This window comes from Cupriavidus cauae (assembly GCF_008632125.1).
Taxonomy (GTDB): domain Bacteria; phylum Pseudomonadota; class Gammaproteobacteria; order Burkholderiales; family Burkholderiaceae; genus Cupriavidus; species Cupriavidus cauae.
Window position 1 is genome coordinate 17412 of record NZ_VWRN01000017.1, and the last position, 23381, is coordinate 40792.

Genomic DNA, 23381 nt, shown 5'->3' on the forward strand with positions numbered 1-23381 from the left:
TCGCTCATCGCATGCGCGTGCGCCGCATGCCCAGCGCCGCTGCGAGCGCCAGCGACGCGCCGACCACCATTGCGCCGGTCATCACCGGATGGCGGGTGCTGGCGGTATAGGGGCAGGTGCGGACCACGTGCCGGCGCCCTTCGCGCTCGACCAGGTCGTTGGTGGCCTGGAACAGCGCGTTGTTCTCGCGGGGACCCGCGGGACGGGCGGTGCACTGCGCGCGCCCCAGGAAGCGCCGCATCACGCGGTCGTACAGGGCCGGCATGTGGTAAGCCGCGGACGACATGGCCTTGGAAGCGGCGCCGACGAACATGTCGCGGCGCGGATGCTCGGCGGCGAACAGGATCGCCTCGGCTGCCATCTCGGGATCGTAGACCGGCGGCGCGAGTTCCGGCTCGACGTCCAGATAGTTCTTGGCATGGCTGGCGAACGGCGTGTCGAGCGCCGCCGGCTTGATCAGCGTGACCGACACCGGCGCGCGTTCCTGTTCGAGCTCGAGCCGCAGCGAGTCGGTAAAGCCCTTGATCGCATGCTTGGACGCGGCATAGGCGCTCTGCAGCGGCAGCGGTACATCGGAGGCCTCGCTGCCCATGTTGATGATCGCGCCGCCCCGCTCGCGCAGATGCGCGGCCGCGACCAGCGAGCCATGGACCACACCCCAGTAATTGGTATCGAACAGCTTGCGCTGGTCCTCCATCGGTACCTCGTTGTACCGGCCGTAGATCGTCACCCCCGCGTTGTTGACCCAGGTATCGAAGCCGCCGAAGCGCTCGATCGCCGCTTGCGCGAGCGCCTTGACCGCCTCGAGATCGCCGACGTCGGTCGGCACGGTGATCACTTCGGAACCGGTCTCGCGCAACTGTTCGGCGAGCTGGTGCAGCGCCTCTTCGCTGCGCGCCGCAAGAACCAGCTTCGCGCCGCGCGCGGCCGCCTTGCGCGCCGCGAGCAGGCCCACGCCGCTGGTGGCGCCGGTGATCACGATCACCTGCGACCCGATTTTCTTCAGCGTCATTCTCATCTGCTTGCTACTCCAGCGGCCCGGGTCTCCATCCACCGCATCGCGGCGCCGCACCACGCGCGTGGCAGCCGGCACGGGCCTCGCCGCCGGCAGCCTTGACCTTCCTGCAAAGAGCGTTCCCGGAGTTGCTCCGGCGATGCTCGTGCGCTACCGCGGCACCGTTGTGCAACGGAAGTGCGCACGCAGCGCAAATGGAGCGCCGGTGCGTCGCGCGCGCGGGACATGCAACAGTGGCCCATCGCCGCCTGCTTGCGCGTATTACAAAATGCTGCAATTTCGCCATGGCGCCGGACAGCGCCCTGCGAACGCCCGCGCAGATTTTCATGTGCGGCATGGGAACCGAACGAGAAGCGATATAACGCTTCTCGCCGTCAACAGCCTGAGAAGTCGCACGCTGGCATGCAAGCTGCAATCACGCTGGCTTTACTAGCGAGCGGATCGCCCGGCTGCGACGGCCGGCAGCTCGCTCCCCTGGGAGCCAACCATGCAAAGGATCGCGCTGATCAGCGAGCACGCTTCCCCTCTGGCCGGGCCGGGTAGCGTGGACAGTGGAGGACAGAACATCTACGTGGCGCAGCTGGCGCGCCATCTTGGCAAGCGAGGCTATCCGGTGGACGTGTTCACGCGCCGCGACAAGGGCCTGTTGCCCGAGGTCGTGGCGTTCGCTCCGAACGTGCGCGTGATCCATGTTCCCGCCGGCCCCGCGGTCCACGTGCCGAAGGAACAGCTGTTGCCTTATATGGACGAGTTCGGCGCGTATATGGCCGAATTCATGGCGCGCGATCGCGTCGGCTATATGGTGATGCACGCGAACTTCTTCATGTCAGGGTTGGCGGCGCTGCGCGTCAAGCAAAAGCTTGATATTCCGCTGGTCATGACGTTCCATGCGCTCGGCAAGGTCAGGCGCCAGCACCAGGGCAGCGCCGACGGCTTTCCCGACTGCCGCTTCGAGATCGAGGAGCGACTGGTACGCGAGTCGGACTGCGTGATCGCCGAATGCCCGCAGGACCGGCACGACCTGATCCGCCTCTATGGCGCCGATCCCGGCACGATCGAGACGGTGCCGTGCGGCTTCGACGGCGACGAATTCTCGCCGGTGCCGCGCCTCGAAGCACGGCGCGCGCTCGGCTGGCCGTCGCATGAATTCTCGGTGCTGCAGCTCGGCCGCATGGTGCCGCGCAAGGGCATCGACAACGTGGTGCGTGCGATGGGCGAGCTGCGGCGCGCGTTCGGCCTGCGCGCCCGGCTGTATGTGGTCGGCGGCAATTCCGATCAGCCCAGCCCCGCGGCGACGCCGGAGATCGGCCGGCTGCAGAAGATCGCCGTCGAGGAAGGCGTGGCCGACGCGGTGACCTTCGTCGGCCGGCGCGGCCGCGAGCAATTGCGGTTGTTCTACAGCGCGGCCGACGTGTTCGTCACCACGCCGTGGTACGAGCCGTTCGGCATCACGCCGGTCGAGGCGATGGCCTGCGGCGTACCGGTGATCGGCGCCGCGGTCGGCGGCATCCGCAGCACCGTGCTGAATGGCCGTACCGGCTACCTGGTGCCGCCCAACGATCCCGCGGCGCTGGCCGCTCGGCTCGCGCGGCTGGCGTGCGACCCGACGCTGGCCGAGCGCATGGGCGCATCCGGCCGCCGCCGCGCGCACGCGCATTTCACCTGGGCCGGTGTCGCCGCGCGGATGGAAACGGTATATGCGCGGCTGGCCGGTGTCACCGTCGACGACACGGCGCAAGCGCCGCAAGTCGCGGCCTGAACGGAGCGACCCCATGAAAGAAGCCAATCGACGCCGCGTGCTGGTCACAGGAGGCGCGGGCTTTCTCGGCTCGCATCTGTGCGACCGGCTCGTGCGGGCCGGACACGACGTGCTGTGCGTGGACAACTTCTATACCGGCAGCAAGGACAATATCGCGCACCTGTTGCGCGAGCCGAATTTCGAGCTGATGCGTCACGACGTGACCTTTCCGCTCTATGTCGAGGTCGACCAGATCTACAACCTGGCCTGCCCGGCCTCCCCGGTCCACTACCAGAGCGATCCCGTGCAGACCACCAAGACCAGCGTGCATGGCGCGATCAATATGCTGGGGCTGGCCAAGCGCGTGAAGGCGCGCATCCTGCAGGCGTCGACCAGCGAGGTCTACGGCGACCCCGACTGCCACCCGCAGCAGGAGTCGTACTGGGGCCATGTCAATCCGATCGGTCCGCGCTCCTGCTACGACGAAGGCAAGCGCTGCGCGGAGACGCTGTTCATGGACTATCACCGCCAGCACGGCGTCGACGTGCGCATCGCGCGGATCTTCAACACCTACGGCCCGCGCATGCATCCCGCCGATGGCCGCGTGGTGTCCAACTTCATCACGCAGGCGCTGTCGGGCCAGCCGCTGACCGTCTATGGCGACGGCTCGCAGACCCGCTCGTTCTGCTATGTCGACGACCTGATCGAAGGGCTGATCCGGCTGATGGACGCGCCCGGCGACCACAGCACACCGATCAACCTGGGCAATCCGTGCGAGCTGTCGATGCTGGAGATCGCGCGCAAGGTGCTGGCGGCGACGGGCTCGTCCGCACCGATCGTGATGCGCCCGCTGCCGGAGGACGATCCGCGCCAGCGTTGCCCCGATATCACGCAGGCGGGACTGCAACTGCAGTGGGCGCCGCGCATCGATCTGGACGAAGGGCTGCGCCGAACCGTCGCCTACTTCGCCGAGCGGCTGGCGCGTGGCGCCGGCATGCCGGCACCGGCGGTCAACGACACCGTCGCGCAGCAGGCCGATGGCGGCCTGGCCGTCGCGGCGCAGGCAGCGCAGGCCGCCGCCGGCATTGCGACGCTGGCGCCGCGGCGCGGCGCCGGTCCAGGCCCGCGGGGAGCAACGCGATGAGCGGCAACATCACCTTTCTGGTCTACCGGCTCGAATGGCATCGCCGCCGTGCCGAAGCGCTGCAGGCCGCGCGCACCGGCCTCTATCGGCAGCTTGAAGATCTGCCATCGTGCAAGATCTACTGGGCGGCCGACACCTTTGCACACCGCAGCCCCTCCGGCGCGCGGCCCCTACAGGGTCCACTGTCAGGTCAGATATCGGGCCCGATGTCCGGCCCAATATCTGGCCCAATATCCGGCCCGACTTCGAGCGCGACGCCCGGCACGACCGAGGGCGCGGCGCCGGACACCACGCAGCGCACCCCACTGCGCGCCACCGATTGGCGCGATCCTTGCACCATCGCGGACCTGCAAACCGAACCGGATTGAACCATGTCCCTGTCGGTCTCCGTTCCCCTGGTGGTGATATCGCCCCACCTGGACGACGCGGTATTCAGCTGCGGCAATCTGCTCGCGGCCTGTCCCGGTTCCGTGGTCGTCACCGTCTTCGCCGGCGTACCGCCGGTCGACATGCCGGCGCCGGACTGGGACCGGCGCGCCGGCTTCTCCAGTGCGGCGCAGGCGGTGCTGTCGCGGCGCGAGGAAGACCGCGCCGGCCTCGCCATCCTCGACGCGCAGCCGGTCTGGCTCGATTTTCTGGACAGCCAGTACAACCGGCGCCACACCGCGGGCGAGATCGCCGCGCAACTGTCGAAGGTGATCTCGCTGCATAACGCCTGCGCCGTGGTGGCGCCATGCGGCCTCTACCATTCGGACCACACGCTGGTGCACGAAGCCTGCGCGCGGCTGTGGCGTGAACGCGATCACGGCGGTCCACCCTGGCTCTATTACGAAGAGGCGATCTACCGGCGCAAACCCGGCATGCTGCACAAGCTGCTGGCGCGCTGGCACGCGGCCGGCACCGTGTCCACGCCGGTGGACCTGGCCATCGGCGAGCACACCGCCACCAAGGCTCGCGCCTGCAACGCCTACGCCAGCCAGCTGGCCATGTTCGACTCGAACACGATCAGCGACCTGAGCGCGCCCGAGCGCTATTGGCAGTGGGAGGCCAGCGCCGGCGATGCGACCGAGGTCCAGACCGCCTGCACCAGCGAGGGCAGCGTGTGAGCGTAGCGGACGGCATCACGGCGCCTGCGCCCGGCGGCGGCCGGCAATCGCAGGCGCGGGCGCAGGTGGAGACGCGCGTCAGCGTGGTGGTGTTGACCTACAACCGTTGCGAATGGCTGCGCGCCACGCTGTCACGGCTGTGCGCGCTGCCCGAGCGTCCCGCCATCGCGGTGGTCGACAACGGCTCGAGCGACGGCACCGCCGACATGGTGCGGCGGGATTTTCCGCAGGCGGCCTTGCTGCGGCTGCCGGCCAATCTCGGCGCCGCGGCGCGCAATGTCGGCGTCGACTGGGCGCGCACGCCCTATGTCGCGTTCTGCGACGACGATACGTGGTGGCATGCCGGCGCGCTGAAGCTGGCGGCAGACACGCTGGACCGCCATCAGGACGTCGCCGCGCTGACCGCGCACCTGATGGTGGTGCGCGAGGACAGCGAGCCGCAGACCGACCCGATCAGCCGCATCATGGCCGACAGTCCGCTGCCGTCGGCGGGCCTGCCGGGCAAGGCGATCCTCGGCTTGCTCGCCGGTGCGACGGTGTTCCGCGTGGACGCCTACCGCCGCGCCGGCGGCTACCATCCGCGGCTCTTCATCGGCGGCGAGGAAACGCTGCTGGCGCTCGATCTGGCGGCGCTCGGCTGGCAGCTGGTCTACTGCCCCGAACTGATCGCCTACCACCAGCCCTGCCCGATCCGCGCGCACAGGATGCGCCGCCGCCTGCTGGCGCGCAATGCGATCTGGTCGGCGTGGCTGCGCCTGCCGGCGGGCGCGGCGCTGCGCGAGAGCGTGCGCATGCTGCCGGCGCTGCTGCGCGAAGGCGGACTGGCGGGATGCGTCGATACCGCACGCGGGCTGCCATGGGTGCTGCGCGAACGCACGGTGATTCCGCCGACGGTGGAGCAGCTGCGGCGGTATCTGGGGTCGGCGCAGATGCGGTAAGGCGCGGCAGGTGGGGAATTGGGCCGCCTGCCCTTCGCGAGAGCGCCCAGCCCCTTCCCTCTTACTGGGTCACCTGCCGCAACACCTCGCACCAATCCCCGACAAAGCGCCCGATCCCGAAGCGTTCCTGCGCGCTGGCGCGCGCCTGCTCGCCCCACTCCCTGGCCAGGCCAGGATCGTCGATCAGCCGCCGCATCACCTCGACCAGCCGCTCGAGTCGGGTATCGACATAGCCGTTGTATTCGTTGCGGATCGCCGTCGACATCTCGGTCGTCGCCATCCCGACCACCGGCATGCCGATCATCATCGCCTCGACCACGGCGAGCCCCAGGCTCGTATAGCGGATCGGATTGAAGAAGAAGCGGTAGCGCGCGATAAAGGCCGCCAGCTCGGGATTGGGCACCTCGCCCAGTCCGCCGGCCTCTTCCGCGGCCATGCCGACCAGATCGAGCGGCACCTGCTCGCGCGCCTGCGCGAAGATGTCGGCGCCAAGCCGGCGCCCACGTTTGGTCAGGTTGTTGACCACGCTGATGCCGCGCGGGGCCTCGCCGCTGTAGCGCACGGACGGATCGACGACCACCCCATGCTCGACCACGCAGTGCGGCGTGACGCCGCTGTCCCACATCAGCGCATTGAACGGCGTCACATGGACCAGCATCACGTTCGGGTCCTGCACCGGATGCACGGTCGCGGTCGGATGCTGCTGCGGCGGATCATGTTCGAGGAAGATCGTCGGCAGACGCCGCTGCGCCTCGGTCAGCAGCGTCTCGCGATCGCTATCCCAATGGCGCTGGTGCTGGTACAGCACGCAATCGAACTCGCGGTTCGGCACGTCCTCGTAGGCGACCTCGTGCACGTTGGCGCCCCAGGGCAGCGCGCCGACGGCACCGGCATAGCCCGGCGGCGAGCCTGGCCTGGTCACCAGGTACAGGTCGTGCGGGATCTGCGACAGGTAGTACAGATAATTGCCGTGAACGTGCCAGGTCAGGATGCGCAGCCGCTCACGCATGGCTGACCTCCTGCGTCTCGCGCGACTGGCCGGTCATCGCCATCGCGGCCGCCACTACCTCGTCGACCCCGACGCCCTCGGCGCACAGGTGGCCCACCGGGCAATCCTGATGCATGCACGGGCGGCAGGCCGGATAGTCGGCCAGCACGCGATGGCTGGAGCTGTCGAGCGGCGCCCAGCGCGCCCTGTCGCTGCCGCAGGAAACCACCACGCTCGGCGTGTGCATCGCCGCGGCGATATGCGAGGCGCCGGTGTCGTTGCACAGCAGCAGCCGCGCGTGTTTGACGACCGCCGCCATCGCGCCCAGATCGGTCTTGCCGCACAGATTGATCACCGGCGAACCGAGCGTGTCGCACAGCCGCCCGACCAGTTCCGCCTCATCGGGCGTGCCGGTCACCACGATCTTCCAGTGCTGGCGCAACACGTCGGCCACCGCGGCAAAGCGCTCGACGGGCCAGCGGCGGGAATGCATGCGCGCGCCGGGATGCACGCAGATGAAGTTGCCGGGCATCAGGTCGTACATCAACGCCAGCCGCTGCCAGGCCGCGTTGTCGGCGGGCCGCAGCGGAAATTCGAGCTGGGTGCCATCGGGCGGATAGCCCAGCCGGCTGGTCAGCGCCAGCAGCCGCTCGATCTCGTTGCCGCCGGGCCAGTCGATCAGCAGCTCCTTCACCGGACGCGCGCCGTACGAGACGACGCCCGGCTGCCATTTGCGTTCGGCGCGGCCCGCGACCGGCGCCGCGGGGACCGGCCGGAATCCGGCCATCTGCCGCGCGCCCAGCTGCCGCACGATCGCGTTGGTCACCAGCCCGCTGCCATGCAGCTGGATTGCCAGATCGAACCGGCGCGCGCGCGCCTGCTCGTAGAAGGCCTGGGTTTCCTCTTCGCGGATCGGCTGCTCGGGCATGCCGGGCGCCCCGGGAAACACCATCAGGTCGTCGATCAGATGCGAGAAGCGCTCGACGAACGAGGCCGCCCACGGCAGGCCGATCAGCGTGATGGCCGCATCGGGCTCGGCCTTGCGCAGCGCGCGCAGCGCCGGCACCGCGCACAGCATGTCACCCAGTTGCAGCGCGCGGAATACGGCGATCCGGCGCGGACGGTCCGCGAATCTGATCATAGGAAACCAACCTTGAAGGCAAGGGCGCCGCGCAGGCGCCAGTACAGGGAAAGCGGGGGAATCAGAATCGACGTCGCGATCATCTCGGCGACATGCGAAGGGGTCAGCGCCGCGCCGCGCAGGCGGCGGCAGCAAAACCACGCCGTCAGCACGAACCACACGCCGAAGCCGCTCCATGCCACCGCGGCATGGCCGGCCAGCGCGGCGACCAGGGCGACCAGCAAGCCGAGCACCGACACGTAGTAGTGCCAGGGCGGAATCGGGCGGATGCGCTCGCGATACCAGCGCGGATGCTTCTTGTACAGCAGCGCGTCGAAGAACACCTTGGACTGCGCGGCGATGCTGCTGCCCCACGGAGCCGGCCGCACCGGATGCACCACCATCGCCCCGTGCGCGGTACCGATCGGGCCGACCTGCTGCAGCAGGCGGAACTGCAGATCGGAGTCCTCCCGCCACGCGCGCGTGAAGCGCTCGTCGAAGCCGCCGACCTTCAGCAGCGCCTCCTTGCGGACGAAGCAGTTGGCGGTGACGAACTCCGCGGTCGCCAGGCCGCCGGTATCGCGCTGATGGTCGGTCGGACGGGCCGGCAGGGGCACCACCACCCTGCCCGTGATCGCGCAGCATTGCGGCGAGGTCGACAGCGCCCGGCAGCCTTCGCGCAGCCAGCCAGGATCGGGAATGGTGTCGTCGTCGGTGAACGCGATCACCGACGCGCGCGCGATGCGCCAGCCGGCGTTGCGGGCGCCGGCGGGTCCTTGCGTGTCGGGCACCGGCAGATAGCGCAGCGTGCAGCGCGGCCACGCGCCGTTCAGTTCCTGGACCAGGCGCTCGACCTCGGGCTGGCAACCGTCATCGGCGACGATCACCTCGAACGTGCCGGCGCCGAACTGCTGCACGCCGATCGCGCGCAGGCAGCGGTGCAGCAGGTCCGGGCGGCGGTAGGTCGGGATCACCACCGAGACCAGCGGCTCGGCGTCCGCGGTCTCGACGTGGCCGACTGCCTGATCCGCGGGCTCATGCAGCGGCATGGACGCCCTCCCGCGCAGGCTTTTCCAGCAGGAACGGACCGATCACCAGCGCATCGAGCGGCGACGTCCAGAAGCATTCGACCGCATCGCGCGGCGTGCAGACGATCGGCTCGCCGCGCGTGTTGAACGAGGTATTGACCAGGATCGGCACACCGGTGCGCTGCTCGAAGGCGGCCAGCACGTCGTAGTAGGCGGGATTCTGCTCGCGCCGCACGGTCTGCACGCGGGCCGTGCCATCGACGTGGCAGACCGCCGGGATGCGGTCCTCGCGCCCGGACTTGACGTCGAACACGAACAGCATGAACGGCGCGCGCCAGTTGCCGGGACAGGCCGCCGTAAACCATTCGGCGGCACGTTCCTCCATCACTACCGGCGCCACCGGCCGGAAGTCCTCGCGGTCCTTGATCTGGTTGAGCTTCTGCTGCATCGACGGATCGATCGGCGAGGCCAGGATCGAGCGCGCGCCCAGCGCGCGGGGGCCGAATTCCATGCGGCCCTGGAACCAGCCGATGATCTTGTTCTGCGCCAGCAGTTCGGCGGTCTCGCCGGCAACGTCGTCGAGCCGGCGGTACGGCAGCTTGGCCTGGTCCAGGAAGGCCGCGATCTCCTGCTCGTCGAAGGCCGGGCCGTAATAAGCGTGCTCCATCGTCCAGCGCCGCGCCGGCTTGCCGCGCTGCTGCCAGTCGATCCACAGCGCCGCGCCCAGCGCGGTGCCGGCATCGCCGGCGGCCGGCTGCACCCAGACCTCGTCGAACGCGCCCTGGTCGCGCACCCGTGCGTTCATCACGCAGTTGAGCGCCACCCCGCCCGCCATCGCCAGCTTGCGCTCGCCGGTCTCGGCGGCCAGCCACGCCGTCATGCCGAGCACCGTCTCCTCGAGCACCAGCTGCAGCGAGCGCGCGATATTGAAATGCTCGCGCGTGAATTCGCTGCCGCGCACGCGCGGCGGCCCCAGCACCGCTTCGAGGTCGGCCTGGTCGATGCGATAGCCGCCCTCGCGGTCGCCATGGACCATCGCGCGGAACACGTCGGCGCGGGTCGGCTCGCCATACGAGGCCAGCGCCATCACCTTGTACTCGTCGGACGAATGCAGGAAGCCCAGATGCCGCGTCACGCGTTCATACAGCAGGCCGAGCGAATCCGGCAGGTCGATCTGCTTGATGCGGCGGTAGTCGCGTCCGTCGAACACGCCATAGCTGGTGGTGGCACTCTCGCCGCGGCCGTCCATCGTCAGCACCGCGCAGCGGTCGAACGGGGCCGCGAGGAAAGCGCTGGCCTCGTGCGCCATATGGTGCTCGACGTAGTGCCAGCGGTACGGCGCCTCGGCGCTGCTGCGCACGGTGGCGAAGCGCTTCTGCAGGTGATGCGGCACGCCCGACACCAGTTGCCGCGGCGCGTTGACGACATAGGACAGGAACAGCGGGTCCCACGGGGAATCGGCCACGCCGGGCTGCGCATGCCGCGACGGCTCCAGCGGCAGCGTCACCGTCTCGTCGTGGCGCCGCTCGCCGAGCATGATCGCGGGGTCGAAGGAATAGGCGATATGGTCGATATCGGCCAGCGTGATGCCGGCCTCCTTCAGGCAGTAGTCGATCGCATGGTAGGGCAGCTCCCAGGCCGTGAACGGCACCGGCCGCTTGCCGTGCTTGATATGCGTGAACCGTTCGTCTTCCGCCGCGGCGATGACCTCGCCGTCGCGCACCAGGCAGGCGGAGGTGTCGTGATAGGCGGCGTTGATTCCAAGCGTGTACATGGCGGCTCCTCTGCGCGATTCCCTCTGCGCGATTCCTTGTGTCCGGTTCAGGTCGCCAGCGCCGCGCCACTGGCGCGTACCGGCGGCAACGGGGGCATGACGGGAGCGGGCACGATCAGCGGCGGCAGCGCATCGGTGACGGCCGGCGCGCCGGCCAGCAGTTCGCGCGCCGCGGCCACGACCTCGGCCGCTTCGACATCGTTCAGGCAACGGTGGTGCTGCTGCGGGCAGACGCTCTTGTAGCAATAGCGGCACGGCACGTCGGCATACAGCGTGCGGTGCGGCACCTGCCACGGCGTGTGCTGCGGATTGGTCAGCGCATAGAGATCGACCACCGGCGTGCCGAGCGCGGCCGAGAGGTGGACCGGCCCGCTGTTGTTCGAGACCAGCAGATCGGCATGCTCGATCAGCGCGCCCATCTGGCCGAGCGTCAGTTCGCCGGCGATGCCCACCACGCGTGGATGTCCGGCGGCGCGGCATACGCTGTCGACCAGCGCCTGCTCGCCGACGCCGCCCGTCAGCAGCACCAGCGCGCCGTCCTGCTCGGCCAGCGTGCGGGCGACCTCGGCGAAGCGCGCCTCCGGCCAGCGGCGCGACTCGGCGGTGGCGCCGGGATGCATCACCACGCAGCGGGCGGAGGCGGCGCTCTCTGGCACGCCCTCCCCTTGCCACCGTTGCAGCAGCCGCTGCACCGCGCGCCGGTCGTGGGGCTGCACGCGGAAGCGCAGCCGCGTGTCGGCCGGCACCGCGCCAACCGTCGCCACCAGATCGAGCTGGCGCTGCGTCTCGTGGCGAACCTGCGTCTGGGGCTCGGTCTCCGGCACCCAGTCGCTCAGCAACTGATAGGGGTTCTCGCGGCAATGCGCGAGCCGCAGCGGAATGCCGGCCATCGTGCAGAGCAGTGCGGCGGGCAGCGGGTTCTGGCTGTAGACGGTGAAGATCACCGCCGCGTCGAAGCGCGCCGCCTGCAGCCGCTGCGCCATCGGCATCACGCTGCTGCCGGTGCGGTTGCCGATGCCGTTGCCCTTCACCCACGGCGCATCCCAGGTCAGCACCGTATCGATCATCGGCAGGTGGCTGGCGAGCGCCGCCGCGCCGCTCGAGGTCAGCAGGGTCAGATGACGGGACGGGTCGCTGTCCTTCAGCGCCTGCATCGCGGGCGTGGTCATCAACACATCGCCCATATTGTCCAGCCGCACGCACAGGATGCGTTTGGCGTCGCGCCATGCCGTCATGAGGCCTCCACCCGGCAACGTTCGGCGTGCCGCACCGTGCCGCCCAGATGGCGGACCACGATGCGCGCGGCCTGGTCCAGATCCGCGACGACATGCTCCGGCGTGCGGTACGGCCCGCGCACCCATTCGGTCTCGTTGCCGCAATCGACCAGGATGGTGTGGCAGCCGGCGCGCTGGCCGGCCTCGATGTCGTCGAGGATGTCGCCGATCATCCAGGAGCGGCGCAGGTCGAAGTGCAGCATCGCCGCGGCATTGCGCAGCAGCCCCGGCAGCGGCTTGCGGCACAGGCAGGTGCGCGTGAAGCGCGGCACCACGCCTTCCGGATGATGCGGACAGAAGAAGAAGCCCGACAGCCGCGCGCCGTGGGTCGCGAACAGTTCGCCCAGGCGCTGGCGCATTGGTCCCAGCGCCTCCGGTTCGAAGCGGCCGAGCGCCAGGCCCGGCTGGTTCGACACCACCACCAGCGGCACGCCCAGCCGGCCGAGCCGCCGCAGCGCGCGCGCCGCGCCCGGCGCGAGCCGCATCCTGTCGGGGTCGACGTTGTACGGCACGTCCTGCAATACCGTGCCGTCCTTGTCCAGCAGTACCGCGCCGGGGAGTCCACCGCCGCCTCCGGCCGGTACTGCGGCGCCCGTGATCCGGCCAGTGTCGGGGCCAGCGCCGGGACCAGCCCCGAGGCCGGCGCCGGGGTCGTGGATCACGGCCACGACGTTTCCTTCATCGGCAGCACCATGACCTCGGGGATCACGGTCTCTTCGGGCTGCGTCAGCACGAAGCGCACCGCGCGGGCGACATTGGCCGGGTCCTGCAGGGTGGACTGGTCGATGTCGGCGAAGCGGTCGAGCAGGAAGGGGGTGCGCATGCCGCCCGCGACGATCGCCGACACCTTGATGCCGTGCGGCCGCAGTTCCGCGTGCAGCGCGTGCGAGAAGCCCAGCAGCCCCCATTTGGTGGCGTGGTAGGCCGAGGCGTTGGGCCAGGCCCGTTTGGATGCCGTGGACGCGATATTGACGATATGGCCGCCGCCCTGCGCCTTCAGCATCGGCACCACGGCGTGCGACATCAGATAGGGACCGTACAGGTTGACCATCAGCACGCGGTGCCAGCGTTCGGTCTCGACCTCGTCGACCGGCAGCGTGATGTCGATCGCGGCGTTATTGACGATGCCATCGAGGCGGCCGCTGCGCTCGCGCACCTGCTCGAAGGCCGAGCGGACGGCGGCCGGCTCGGCCACGTCGAAGGACAGCGAATAGGCCCGCTCGCCGCTGGCGTCGAGCTTCTCGGCACAGTTGCGGGCCAGAGTTTCGTCGACGTCGGCAACGACCAGGCTGGCGCCTGCGGCCGACAGGTTCTGGCAGATCGCGGCGCCCAGCCCGCGCCCTCCTCCGGTCACGAGAAAGGTCTTGCCTTGCAGGCTGGCGTCTGGCGCATCGGTCATTTCGGCTCCTGAAGTTGGCTTGGAAGGCGTGACCGGATGCGTCGCGGGCGCAAGGGGATGCGGCGCGAAGCGCGGCGCGAGGTGCAGCGCCGGCGGGCGGACGGAAAAGGGAATGCACGGCATCGCTCCCCATTTCCGGCTACCCGCCGCCCCGTGCGACGGCGGCGAATCCGGTTCTCTGTGGGGATGCCTTCAGCGAATTGCATGCCAGACGCGTGATGGCGCAGTGGCTTGCCGTTTCAGGGGTAACGGTTCCCCCATGTCCGGAGTTACATAGGGGGCGTTGGCGTTTATGCCGTGGCTGGTAAAAGTTGCATGGGCGGTGCTGCCCTCTCCCCAGCCCTCTCCCGCAAGCGGGAGAGGGAGCGACCTGTTCGCCAGCGCGCTCGCCGTCGCGTCATTCGCTCGCTGCACGAACTCTCCGCGGCGCGACCTACCCTTGCTCCCGCCGCCGCTGCTGCGCCACCGCCCGCAGCAGCGCCGCCACGCTCAGCGCGAAGGCTTCGTCATACCAGGGGTTCGCCCCGCTGACCGCCACCACGATGCCGTCGAGCACCACCGCGCCGCCGAGCATCGATTCCTCCGCGCGCAGCAGATGCGGGGCGCGCGCCTGGACCTGGTCGGTCGCCATGCCGGTGCGCCAGGCCACCTTGGCCTTCTCGCGCGCATACCAGGCGTAATCGGCGTCCCACCGCTCGCGCCCCGGCGCCGAGTATTCGTACAGGATTGCCTGCTCGAACGGGCAATCGGCCGGACCCTTGCCCGGGTCCATCACCACCAGATGCAGGAAGCCGCCTTCGCCGACCTCGCGGTCCCGCACCGCCGCTTCGAGCATCGGTCTCGCCAGCGCGACCGCGCGCTCGGCGCTGGCCGCATCGGCGAACCGGCTGCCCGGCGCCCTGCCCGGCGAGGCAGTGGCGCCGGGCACGTCAGTGGAAGACCGGGACGGTGTGGAACTGGGCAGATCGGGTCTGTCGTGAGGCTGCATGGTTTCTCCTCGATCGTGTAGTGGGTTGGGTTGTGAAACGGAATCGATGGACCCGCAACGGCGACCCCGGGCCCGAGGCCCGAGGCCCGAGGCCGGAGGGCTGCGACCGGGGGCCGCGGTCCGGTACCGGGAACCGGAGACCGGCAGCGCCCTGGCGCTAGCTTCGCGGCCCCGGCACCGTGGTGTCGACATCGCGATGGCGCACCAGCGAATGGATCGCCACCACCAGCTCGCCGATCTGCACCGGCTTGGACAGGTGCACCTGGAAGCCGGCCATCATCGCGCGCATGCGGTCCTGCGCCTCGGCATGGCCGGACAGCGCGATCGCGCTGAGGCGGCAGGCCAGCGGCACGTTGCGCTCGGTCTCGAGCCGGCGCACGCGGCGCAGCACGGTGTAGCCGTCCTCCTCGTCCAGCGCGATATCGCACAGCAGGACCTGCGGCCAGTGCTGCGGATCGGCCTTGCCCAGCAGCTCCAGCAGGTCGTCGCCGCGGCCGAAGGCCTGGGCGTCGGCGCCGTAGTCCTCCAGCGTGCTGGTCAGTACCTCGCGCGTGGGCTCGTCGTCGTCGAGCACCAAGATGCGCAGGCCCTTCAGCGCGTCCGGCGCCGGCAGGGTCGCCGCGATGTCGGGCGGGGCGACCGGCGGTGGCGCCGGAGTTTCGCGGATCGGCCGCAAAGGCATCGCGATGCGATAGCCATGTCCGTGCGGATCGACCGTCAGCCGCACCGCGTGGTCCTCCAGCAGGTTCTCCAGCTCGCGCATATCGGGCAGCGGCGCCTGCCGGTCCGGCGCGGCCACATAGAGCGAGGCTTCGCCGCCCTGCCGTTCGAGCCGCAGCTCGATGCGCCCGCCCGGCTCCATGTCGTCGATCAGCGCATGGCACAGCTCCCACACGGCCTTCTGCACCACGCCCGGATCGCCGGTGACGCGCAGTTCCGCCTCGCCGAGCACGGTGAACAGATTGACCTGCCGCTCGGCAATCAGCTCGCGCAAGCCGTCGACCACCGCGGCGACGATGGCCTCGAGCCGGATCGGCTGCAGTGCCAGCTTCTGCTCGGTCCGTTCCAGTTCGCGCTGCTGCTGTTGCAGCCGCCACATTTGCGCATAGACGCCGCGCCTTGCCAGCAGCGCATCGTGGGTGCCCTCCTCCACCACGCGGCCATGCTCCATCACCAGGATATGGTCGGCATCGGCGATCGTGGACAGCCGGTGCGCGATGATCAGCGCGGTGCGGCCCTTCGCCACTTCGGCCAGCTCGCGCTGGATCGCGCGCTCCGAGCGCGTGTCGAGCGCCGAGGTGGCCTCGTCGAAGACCACGATCGGCGGCTTCTTCAGCAGCGCGCGGGCAATCGCCACGCGCTGGCGCTCGCCGCCCGACAGGCGCACGCCGCGCTCGCCGACGCGGGTCTCGTAGGTGTCAGGCAGCCGGTCGATGAAGGTATCGAGCTGCGCGGCGCGCGCGGCCTCGACGATATCGGCGCGGGTCGCGCCCTCGCGGCCGTAGCCGATGTTGTAGGCAATGGTGTCGTTGAACAGGATGGTGTCCTGCGGCACGATGCCGATCACCTCGCGCAGGCTCTGCTGCGTGACCAGCCGCAGGTCCTGACCGTCGATGCTGATCTTGCCGCTGTCCGGCAGATACAGCCGGAACAGCAGCCGCGCCAGCGTCGATTTGCCCGAGCCGCTGCCGCCGACCACTGCCACGGTCTGGCCGGCGCCGATGCGGATGCTGACGTCCCACAGCGTCTGCCGGCTCGGGTCATAGCTGAAGTTGACGTGCTCGAACACGATCTCGCCGCGCGTTACGTGCAGCGGTCGCGCGCCCGGCGCATCGTGGTCCTCGCCCGGCGGACCTTGCGCGTCGAGCAGCGCGAACAGCCGCTCGACCTGCGTCATGGCGTCGTTGGACTCGCGGAAGATGAAGCCCAGCGTATTGAGCGGCAACACGACCTGGATGATGTACGCGTTGATCAGCACCAGGTCGCCGACCGTCAGCGCGCCGGTGACGACCCGCTCGGTCGCCAGCAGCATCACCGCCGCCACACCAAGCGCAATACAGCAGCTCTGGCCAACGTGCAGCGCGGACAGCGCGTACTGGTTCTCGACGCTGGCGTCGACCCAGCCTTCGAGCAGGCCGGACAGGCGGCGCGTCTCGAAGCGCTCGCGCGCGAAGAACTTGACGGTGTCGTAGTTCAGCAGGCTGTCGACCACCTTGCTGTTGGTCTGCGCCTCCACCGCGTTGACCTTGCGCTGCACCCGCGTCCGGCGCCGCGTCATCACATAGGTGTAGCCCGCATACAGGGCGAAGGTCACCACGATGATCGCGGCAAAGGCACCGCCATAGGCCGCGATCATGATCACCAGCACTGAGCCGATCTCCATCAGCGTCGGCACGATCGTAAACACCGCGACGCCGAGCAGGAAGCCGATCGCCGCGGTGCCCTTCTCCAGGTCGCGGATCACGCCGCCGGTTTCACGGCGGGCATGGAAGCGGGCCCCCAACGCATGCAGATGGGAGAAGGTGCGCTCCATGAAGGTCGCCACGGTGCGCTGGGTCACCGGCGCGAACACCACGTCGCGCAACTCGTTGAAGGCGTTGCCGAGCAGGCGCAGCGCCGCGTAGGCGAGCACCAGGAACACCGGCATTGTGATCGCCGCGCCCGCCATCGCGGCGGCGCCGGTGGCCACCGGCGCCACGTCGTCGACCACGAGCTTCAGCACCAGCGGCACCGCTACGGCGGCGGCCTTGGCCAGGATCAGCAGCACCACGGCTACGCCGACGCGGCCGCGGAAACGCCAGATCGTGGCCCAGAGTTCGGCCGCGATCCGGCGTTTGGAAGCAGGGGCGGGATGTCCGTTGGTCGTCGGCATCGTCTCGCTGGTCGGGGGCGGCGCTTAGGGGAGTACCGGTTCGGTCATCGCGGCCGTCATCGGGCGGTCATCGTGGTGGTCATCGGGTCCGTCATCGGATTCCTCACGACCGGTTGTCGACCTTCGGCGCGTCCGGCGTGGTGCTGCCCGGGTCGCGCAGGTCGCCCTCGCCGACTCCCGGCGGGAACTGTCCGCGGCGGATCTGGCGGAAGGTGTCGTTGGGCCCGCTGGGCTCCGGTGTGGTGGTGGCGCCGCGCACCAGTTCGGGCTCGTCGGTCTTCTCGCCCGGTTGGCGATGCGACTGCGCCGATTCCCAGGCTTCGCGCGGTTGCTGTTCGGCGGGGTGCTGGCCCTGCCCTTCGCGTTGCGCTGGGCTCTGGCCTTGAGTCGCGCCATGGCCCGCACCTTGGCTCGTTCCTTCGCTCTTTCCTTGGCCCACGTCTTGAGTCGCTCCTTCACTCGCGCCTGGGCTCGATCCCTCGGCGGCCGACCCAGTCTGGCTGCCAGCGTCCTGCTGCCGCGGTTCGCCCGCCCGCTGGCCCTGCATGCGGCCCTCGTCGCCCTTGCTGACGCCCTCATGCGTGGTGGTGTGCTGGCCCGGGGTCAGCAGCACGCCGAGATCGCGCTCGCCGTTTCCAGCCTCATGCCCGCCCGGCTGCCCGCCTGTCTGTCCGCCGGCATGCCCGCCCGCCTGCCCGCTCACTTGTCCGGGATGGCGGTCTTCGTCCTGCCGGACCGACTGGTCGATCTCGCTACCCGGGTCCTCGTTGCCGGTCGCGCTCAGCGCGCCCTCGCCGAGCTGGCCCGCGCGCTCGTGCGGTGCGGTCTCCTGCAACGGCTTCGGTGTGCCAAGCGGATCGAAGTCCGACCAGCGGCCGTTCTCCCATTGGCCCTCGGCCTGCTCGAGCTCGCGCCCGCCTTCCAGGCGGATCAGTTCGGCCGCCGTCTGCAGCCGTTCGGGCTCGACCCGCGCCGCCAGCAGCACGCCGGGCGGGCGCGCCAGTTCCTGCGTGGCCTGCGGCGTGCCAACCGTGAAGATCGACACATCCCATACCGAGAATCCGTGTCCATAAAGCCCTCGCGCCGCGCGCTCGGCGTCGGCGAAGGAATCGAAACGCCCTGCCACGATGGTCGACATGATTGGCTCCTGGGTTCGGCAACGACATTCTTCGCGTCGTGCAAGGAATGCGCCCGCGCGTGCCGGCACGCAGCAGCGCGCGTCATCGCTGGATGGCTGTTCGTCGCGCATGTCGAACTTGCAACACCCACACCGATCTACACGGACCGACTCGATCGACACGGGCCTGCACCGGCCCATCGCGATCCGGCCTGCGCGCGAGGCAGGCTCGGCCGCTTCAGACCGCGTCGTCCGGCCGGCGGTCCTTGCGCGCCTTCGAGTCGAGCTCCGCAGCGATCTCCTCCTCCAGATCGTGCCGCGCCTCCTGCTTGGCGACGTGCGTCTGCAGCGCATCGTCAAGCCCGTGGGTTTCCTCGATATCGCTTTCGCGCTCGGCCAGCTCGGACAGCTGCCGGTAGAAGGCCGCCAACTTCTTGAGGTCCTCTTCGTCCAGGTCCTCGATTGCCACCAGCCGGCTGCTGGCGTGGCGATGCGAGGCCAGCAGCTCGTTCAGCTTCAGGTGCACCGCCAGCGAGTCCTTGTTCTGCGTCTGCTGAATCAGGAACACCATGACGAACGTGATGATGGTCGTGGCGGTATTGATGACAAGCTGCCAGGTCTCGGAATAATCGAACATCGGCCCCGTCACCGCCCACAGCAGCACCACGCCCACGGCGGAGGCGAACGCGATCGGCGAGCCGGCGCCCCGCGTGGCATGGCCGGCGAACCATTCGAAGGCGTGCATCACACGTCGTCGCCAGCCCTGCCGGTCCTCTTCCGACGCGCCATTGCCGGCGCCATTGCCGGCGCCTCTGGCATTGCCGTTGGCTGCCTTGCCGTTGGCGGACTTTCCGTTGATGACTTCGCGGGCGGCGCTGGCGAGGCGTTCGCGGTCGGTACTGGCTACGTCGGACATGGCTGTTCTCTGGGCGCCTTCCGGCATGGCGGGCCACAGCACGCAAGGCACGCCCGCGCCGGTGATGGGCAATACCGCTATACGGCAAGTTCCATACCTGCGACGTCGATCCGTCAGGCGCGACGCACGCAAATGACGAAAGAGACTGCGCTTCGGTGACGGCCCCGCCATGCGCCGTACTTTTTACAAGTGACGGCGGCAAACTTTGCATGTGGATTGCTGGCGCCGCGGCGATCGCGGGCGATGCGCGCGCCCCGCTTTCGCATGCCGCCTCTCGCGCACAGCGGTACGGTTCTTGCGGTTCTTCACCCGGCCGGGCAGCAGCAGAGCAGGAGCAACATCCGCCCGGCGCAGTGCGCGGCGCGTGCCGCCACTTGGTACGCAAGGAGGGACAAATGAGCAACGGTAGCAATCAGCGCTACCCCGGCGGCTACGGTGGCTATGGCGGCGGTCCGGGGCGGGATCAGGGGAGCGGCAGCGAATGGTGGCGCGACAAGGACGGTGACGACATGGGCGAAGAAATGCGGTTTGGCGAATACGGCGACGAGGGCGAGTCACGCGAGCAATACGGCCGCGGACAATCCGGCCGCGGGCAGTCCGGCGGATACGGCGGCCAGCGCTCGGGCCAGCAGCGGTACGGACAAGGACAGGGGCAGTGGCAAGGCCAGGGCCAGCAACGCCATGAGAACGAACGCGAACGCTGGCGCGATGAATGGGGCGCTGGACGCGGCGGTGGTGGTGGCGGCGGTGGCGATCGCTCGCGCAGCGGCGGCGGCGGTTCCTCGTTCGAGCAGCAATCCTCGCCGCGCTATCGCGGCAGCGGCCAGGGCCGCTATGATCCGACCGACATGGGCGGCGCGCGCAATCCGTACAGCAGCGGCTATGCCGGCTACGACCCCAGCGGCGGTGGCGTGGAGCGCTACGGCATGTACGGCGTGCGCGATACCGGCCGCGAGGACGATTGGGAAGCGGGCCAGGGCTACGGCAGCCAGCAGTACGGCAGCCAGCAGTACGGCGGCCAGCAATCCGGCGGCCAGCAGTACGGTGGCTATGGGCGCGAGCAAGGCCGCCGCGGCGGTGGCGCGGAAACCTGGCGCGAACTCGAGGCGCGCGACCGTTCGCGTCGCGGCGGCAACGAGCCCGGCTATGGCGGCGGCTACTACGGCAGCAGCTCCAGCGGCGGACAGTCGTACAGCGGTGGTCAGCGGGCCTATCCCGGCGATCCGGGCTATCGCCAGAGCGGTACCTCCGGCTATGGCGGCAGTTCGGGCCAGGGCGGCCGCGGCTACGGGCTGGAGAGCTACGAATCCGGCGGCCGGGGCGGCTCGCAGTACCAGTCGGGCTACGGCTCGCAATATGGCCAGGGTCAGCAGTATGGTCAGGGGCAGCAATATGGCCAGCAAGCTTCCCAGTACGGCCAGCAAGGCCAGCAATACGGACAACAGCAACGCCGCCGGCGCGTCGGCCCGAAGGGCTATCAGCGCTCGGACGAGCGCATTCGCGAGGACCTGTGCGAGCGGCTGTCCGATGTGCCGATGGTCGATGTCAGCCAGGTCTCGGTCGAAGTCAGCGGCGGCACGGTGACGCTGACCGGCACGGTCCGCGAGCGCCATGAGAAGTTCGTGATCGAGGACATCGCCGACGAAGTGTTCGGCGTCAACGAGGTCCACAACCAGATCCGCGTGACGCGCGACATGGGCAGCGCGGGTGCCGGTTCGGAAGCGGGTGGCGACTATCGCAGCAGCAGCAGCGGCGGGATGTCGGGAACGTCGGGCTCCTCCGGTTCGTCCGGCTCCACCTCGGCCACGTCGACCGGCTCGCCGCTGTCGTCCGGCACGATGGGAACGTCCGGCACCACCGGCAGCACCGGCTCGATGGGAACGTCGGGCACGTCCGGGACATCGGGAACGACCGGGACATCCGGCTCGTCGGTCTCCTCCGCTTCGGGCAGCACGCCCGATATCGGCGACGGGCTCGGCTCGACCGGCAAGGGAACCAACCGCTGAGCCCGGCCGGATCGGCGCACGTGGGCACCACGACCCTCGCCAAAGGCAGCAAGCTCCGCGCACCGATCGCGGAGCTGCGGCCGACCCAGATCACGGTCGGCATGCTGCACGTCAAGCGCAAGATGCAGACGACGCGCCGGCAGCCGGAGGACCGGCTCGAGGCCTTCTTCGACAAGCATCGCATCCACGTGGTGGTGGGACCGCAGCATGTGCTGTGGGTCGTGGACCATCACCACTGGGTGCGCGCCTGGCACGAGCTCGGCTTCGAGATCATCCCGGTGTTCGTGCGCAAGGACCTGAGCGACCGCTCCGAGGACGAGTTCTGGGAGTACATGCTGCGCCGGCATCAGGTCCACCCCTACGACGAGCACGGGCAGCGCCAGCCGCTGTCGGCGCTGCCGCGCTCGGTGGCGGGAATGCGCGACGATCCGTATCGCAGCCTCGAGGCCTTTGCCCGCATTGCCGGCGGTTACCGCCGGGTCAAGCAGGCCTATCCGGACTTCAAATGGGCGGACTTCTTCCGGCGCGAGATTCGCGGGCCGATGGGGAATACGGAATGCTTTGCCTATGCGCTGGCGTTGGCGGTCAAGGCAGCCAGGAGTCCCAAGGCAAGGGGACTACCCGGCTATATCGGCAAGTAGGCGGCGAGCGCCTTACCGCGCGGCGGGCGCGCGCGCCGCAGGTGCGCGCGCGGCAGGTGCTGCGGGTGCTGCGAGCCCGGTCGGCGCGCCGGCGCCGCCGATCACCGCCGCCACGTTCAGCGCCTGCTGCTCGCTGGCCATCGGCACGAACAACAGGCCATTGGTCACCGGACGCGCGATGCGCGGCGTCGCCACCAGATTGCCGTTGATCGTCAGCACCAGCACCTTGCCGGGGAAGCGCTGCGTCACCGCCGCCAGCTTCTGCGCGCCGGCCTGCGTGAAGCCGAAGCGCACATAGTGCTTGCCGTCCTTCGCCTTGACGGCCACCACCGTGTTCAGGTCGCCGCGGCTGAGCACCGGCTGCGGCGCGACCCACAACGTCGCATTGGCCATGCGCAGCTCCTGGAGCTCGGGCGCGCGCTCGGGCTGGGCCAGGCGGAAATCGACGCTCGGCAGTTGCGTCGCGGCACGCGGCGCGGCCTGCGCTTGCGCCTGAGCTTGGGCGGGGGCCTGGGCCGGTGCCTGGCCCGCCAGCGCGGCGGGCGCCATCGCACCAGGCTGGGCGGTCTGCTGGGCGGGCATCTGCTGGCAGGCGCCCAGGGTGAGCACGGCAAGAAGCGAAGCGGCGACCGATACGACGCGATACATGGCAACTCCAAAAAAATTGGGCCGTCGCCGGCCCGATAACCACTGTGCTGCCCCGCGATCACGGGGACCCCGCATGCTACCTCAAGTCGCCGGGTCCCCGCATGCGCGGTGACGTTGGATCAGGCGCTCGTCTTCTTCACCAGCGCCTTCGCCGCTTCCTCGCACTCCTTCTCGCGCCACAGGAACTGCTGCGCGTGCGTGTCGCGGTCGAACAGGACCTTGTACTGGCAGGCCTTGTCGCCGGACGGCGTCTGCAGATGGAACAGGTAGTCCCATTCGCGCACGAAGAAGAAGCCCTCGAGGAAGTGCGGGCGGCCCAGCAGATGGTACAGCTGGTCCTTCGTCATGCCGGGCTTGACCAGCGCCAGCTTGTCGGGATCCGGATGGATGCCCTCGAGCAGCGTCATGTTCTCTACGTCCATCTTCGGCCAGACCGGCTCGGCGGTGTGGCCGCGGTCGTCGATCTTGCTGAGATTGCCGCAGCCGGCCAGCAGCAGCGCCGCGAGCACGGCCGCGCAGGGTGCGGCATGGCGTTTCATCGAATCAAACATGGTTTCGAACTCCTTGTCCCGGCTTGGCGTCATCGCGCCGACGGGACGTTGATGATCGGGTAGTGGTCGGACGTGCGCCAGCTGGGGGACAGGCGCACGCCCTTGCTACACGGACAAT

The 23381-nt window shown here is 69.4% G+C and carries 21 protein-coding genes; 7 read left to right on the top strand and 14 right to left on the bottom strand.

The window, feature by feature from the left end:
• Positions 1–4: 4 nt before the first annotated feature.
• The gene (locus tag F1599_RS04810; RefSeq protein WP_149318055.1) at positions 5–1018 is read right to left on the bottom strand and encodes an SDR family oxidoreductase; all 1014 of its coding nucleotides are present in this window, start codon (positions 1016–1018) and stop codon (positions 5–7) included.
• A 484-nt stretch (positions 1019–1502) separates the two neighbouring features.
• On the opposite strand from F1599_RS04810, the gene F1599_RS04815 reads away from it, so the two are divergent.
• The 5 genes from F1599_RS04815 to F1599_RS04835 are packed head-to-tail and all read left to right on the top strand — an operon-like array spanning position 1503 to position 5941.
• A complete protein-coding gene (locus tag F1599_RS04815) occupies positions 1503–2774 on the top strand; it encodes a glycosyltransferase family 4 protein (protein WP_149318054.1) in 1272 nt (423 codons plus the stop codon).
• A gap of 13 nt (positions 2775–2787) precedes the next feature.
• Positions 2788–3897 (top strand): UDP-glucuronic acid decarboxylase family protein, encoded by a 1110-nt coding sequence (locus F1599_RS04820; RefSeq protein ID WP_150082371.1) that lies wholly within the window; start codon positions 2788–2790, stop codon positions 3895–3897.
• Positions 3894–4265, top strand: a complete 372-nt coding sequence (locus tag F1599_RS04825; protein WP_150082372.1) for a hypothetical protein — start codon at positions 3894–3896, stop codon at positions 4263–4265. The genes F1599_RS04820 and F1599_RS04825 overlap by 4 nt, the downstream gene beginning before the upstream one ends.
• A 3-nt stretch (positions 4266–4268) precedes the next feature.
• Positions 4269–5003, top strand: a complete 735-nt coding sequence (locus tag F1599_RS04830; RefSeq protein WP_149318051.1) for a PIG-L deacetylase family protein — start codon at positions 4269–4271, stop codon at positions 5001–5003.
• Between the two features lie 14 nt (positions 5004–5017).
• Positions 5018–5941: a glycosyltransferase family 2 protein gene (locus F1599_RS04835; RefSeq protein ID WP_149318359.1), complete on the top strand. Its 924-nt coding sequence runs from the start codon at positions 5018–5020 to the stop codon at positions 5939–5941.
• Between the two features lie 61 nt (positions 5942–6002).
• On the opposite strand, the gene F1599_RS04840 is transcribed toward F1599_RS04835, so the two are convergent.
• From F1599_RS04840 to F1599_RS04890, 11 genes are all read right to left on the bottom strand, one after another.
• Positions 6003–6950 (bottom strand): glycosyltransferase family 4 protein, encoded by a 948-nt coding sequence (locus F1599_RS04840; protein WP_150082373.1) that lies wholly within the window; start codon positions 6948–6950, stop codon positions 6003–6005.
• A complete protein-coding gene (locus F1599_RS04845) occupies positions 6943–8070 on the bottom strand; it encodes a glycosyltransferase family 9 protein (protein ID WP_150082374.1) in 1128 nt (375 codons plus the stop codon). The genes F1599_RS04840 and F1599_RS04845 overlap by 8 nt, the downstream gene beginning before the upstream one ends.
• Positions 8067–9098, bottom strand: a complete 1032-nt coding sequence (locus tag F1599_RS04850) for a glycosyltransferase family 2 protein (protein ID WP_150082375.1) — start codon at positions 9096–9098, stop codon at positions 8067–8069. The genes F1599_RS04845 and F1599_RS04850 overlap by 4 nt, the downstream gene beginning before the upstream one ends.
• Entirely contained in the window at positions 9085–10851 is a 1767-nt protein-coding gene (locus F1599_RS04855) for a carbamoyltransferase family protein (protein WP_150082376.1), read from the bottom strand. The genes F1599_RS04850 and F1599_RS04855 overlap by 14 nt, the downstream gene beginning before the upstream one ends.
• Positions 10852–10898: 47 nt before the next feature.
• Positions 10899–12086: a glycosyltransferase family 9 protein gene (locus F1599_RS04860; protein ID WP_150082377.1), complete on the bottom strand. Its 1188-nt coding sequence runs from the start codon at positions 12084–12086 to the stop codon at positions 10899–10901.
• Complete coding sequence (locus F1599_RS04865) at positions 12083–12724, bottom strand: D-glycero-alpha-D-manno-heptose-1,7-bisphosphate 7-phosphatase (protein ID WP_150082438.1); 642 nt, start codon at positions 12722–12724, stop codon at positions 12083–12085. The genes F1599_RS04860 and F1599_RS04865 overlap by 4 nt, the downstream gene beginning before the upstream one ends.
• A gap of 59 nt (positions 12725–12783) precedes the next feature.
• Positions 12784–13524: an SDR family oxidoreductase gene (locus F1599_RS04870; RefSeq protein ID WP_053823623.1), complete on the bottom strand. Its 741-nt coding sequence runs from the start codon at positions 13522–13524 to the stop codon at positions 12784–12786.
• Positions 13525–13957: 433 nt separating this feature from the next.
• A complete protein-coding gene (locus F1599_RS04875) occupies positions 13958–14512 on the bottom strand; it encodes a heme-binding protein (RefSeq protein WP_223819469.1) in 555 nt (184 codons plus the stop codon).
• Between the two features lie 157 nt (positions 14513–14669).
• Complete coding sequence (locus F1599_RS04880) at positions 14670–17384, bottom strand: ABC transporter transmembrane domain-containing protein (protein WP_150082378.1); 2715 nt, start codon at positions 17382–17384, stop codon at positions 14670–14672.
• Positions 17385–17487: 103 nt separating this feature from the next.
• Complete coding sequence (locus F1599_RS25750) at positions 17488–18522, bottom strand: hypothetical protein (protein ID WP_190286306.1); 1035 nt, start codon at positions 18520–18522, stop codon at positions 17488–17490.
• Positions 18523–18739: 217 nt separating this feature from the next.
• On the bottom strand, positions 18740–19246 hold the full coding sequence (locus F1599_RS04890; protein WP_149318356.1) for a low affinity iron permease family protein: 507 nt from the start codon (positions 19244–19246) through the stop codon (positions 18740–18742).
• A gap of 566 nt (positions 19247–19812) precedes the next feature.
• Between F1599_RS04890 and F1599_RS04895 the strand changes: the two genes are divergently transcribed.
• Complete coding sequence (locus F1599_RS04895) at positions 19813–21423, top strand: BON domain-containing protein (RefSeq protein WP_150082379.1); 1611 nt, start codon at positions 19813–19815, stop codon at positions 21421–21423.
• A 20-nt stretch (positions 21424–21443) separates the two neighbouring features.
• Positions 21444–22064, top strand: a complete 621-nt coding sequence (locus tag F1599_RS04900) for a ParB-like protein (RefSeq protein WP_149318043.1) — start codon at positions 21444–21446, stop codon at positions 22062–22064.
• Positions 22065–22076: 12 nt separating this feature from the next.
• On the opposite strand, the gene F1599_RS04905 is transcribed toward F1599_RS04900, so the two are convergent.
• Together F1599_RS04905 and F1599_RS04910 are read right to left on the bottom strand one after the other, a co-directional pair.
• Entirely contained in the window at positions 22077–22712 is a 636-nt protein-coding gene (locus F1599_RS04905; protein WP_150082380.1) for a SecDF P1 head subdomain-containing protein, read from the bottom strand.
• Between the two features lie 119 nt (positions 22713–22831).
• Positions 22832–23263, bottom strand: a complete 432-nt coding sequence (locus F1599_RS04910; RefSeq protein WP_149318041.1) for an outer membrane protein assembly factor BamE — start codon at positions 23261–23263, stop codon at positions 22832–22834.
• Positions 23264–23381 lie beyond the last annotated feature (118 nt).

Coding starts and splice junctions, on each gene's coding strand:
- F1599_RS04880 (WP_150082378.1), bottom strand. CDS start 17,384: ATGCCGACGACCAACGGACATCCCGCCCCTGCTTCCAAACGCCGGATC.
- F1599_RS04825 (WP_150082372.1), top strand. CDS start 3,894: ATGAGCGGCAACATCACCTTTCTGGTCTACCGGCTCGAATGGCATCGC.
- F1599_RS04860 (WP_150082377.1), bottom strand. CDS start 12,086: ATGACGGCATGGCGCGACGCCAAACGCATCCTGTGCGTGCGGCTGGAC.
- F1599_RS04875 (WP_223819469.1), bottom strand. CDS start 14,512: ATGCAGCCTCACGACAGACCCGATCTGCCCAGTTCCACACCGTCCCGG.
- F1599_RS04850 (WP_150082375.1), bottom strand. CDS start 9,098: ATGCCGCTGCATGAGCCCGCGGATCAGGCAGTCGGCCACGTCGAGACC.
- F1599_RS04905 (WP_150082380.1), bottom strand. CDS start 22,712: ATGTATCGCGTCGTATCGGTCGCCGCTTCGCTTCTTGCCGTGCTCACC.
- F1599_RS04830 (WP_149318051.1), top strand. CDS start 4,269: ATGTCCCTGTCGGTCTCCGTTCCCCTGGTGGTGATATCGCCCCACCTG.
- F1599_RS04840 (WP_150082373.1), bottom strand. CDS start 6,950: ATGCGTGAGCGGCTGCGCATCCTGACCTGGCACGTTCACGGCAATTAT.
- F1599_RS04820 (WP_150082371.1), top strand. CDS start 2,788: ATGAAAGAAGCCAATCGACGCCGCGTGCTGGTCACAGGAGGCGCGGGC.
- F1599_RS04845 (WP_150082374.1), bottom strand. CDS start 8,070: ATGATCAGATTCGCGGACCGTCCGCGCCGGATCGCCGTATTCCGCGCG.
- F1599_RS04895 (WP_150082379.1), top strand. CDS start 19,813: ATGAGCAACGGTAGCAATCAGCGCTACCCCGGCGGCTACGGTGGCTAT.
- F1599_RS04910 (WP_149318041.1), bottom strand. CDS start 23,263: ATGTTTGATTCGATGAAACGCCATGCCGCACCCTGCGCGGCCGTGCTC.
- F1599_RS04870 (WP_053823623.1), bottom strand. CDS start 13,524: ATGACCGATGCGCCAGACGCCAGCCTGCAAGGCAAGACCTTTCTCGTG.
- F1599_RS04890 (WP_149318356.1), bottom strand. CDS start 19,246: ATGCACGCCTTCGAATGGTTCGCCGGCCATGCCACGCGGGGCGCCGGC.
- F1599_RS04810 (WP_149318055.1), bottom strand. CDS start 1,018: ATGAGAATGACGCTGAAGAAAATCGGGTCGCAGGTGATCGTGATCACC.
- F1599_RS25750 (WP_190286306.1), bottom strand. CDS start 18,522: ATGTCGACCATCGTGGCAGGGCGTTTCGATTCCTTCGCCGACGCCGAG.
- F1599_RS04855 (WP_150082376.1), bottom strand. CDS start 10,851: ATGTACACGCTTGGAATCAACGCCGCCTATCACGACACCTCCGCCTGC.
- F1599_RS04815 (WP_149318054.1), top strand. CDS start 1,503: ATGCAAAGGATCGCGCTGATCAGCGAGCACGCTTCCCCTCTGGCCGGG.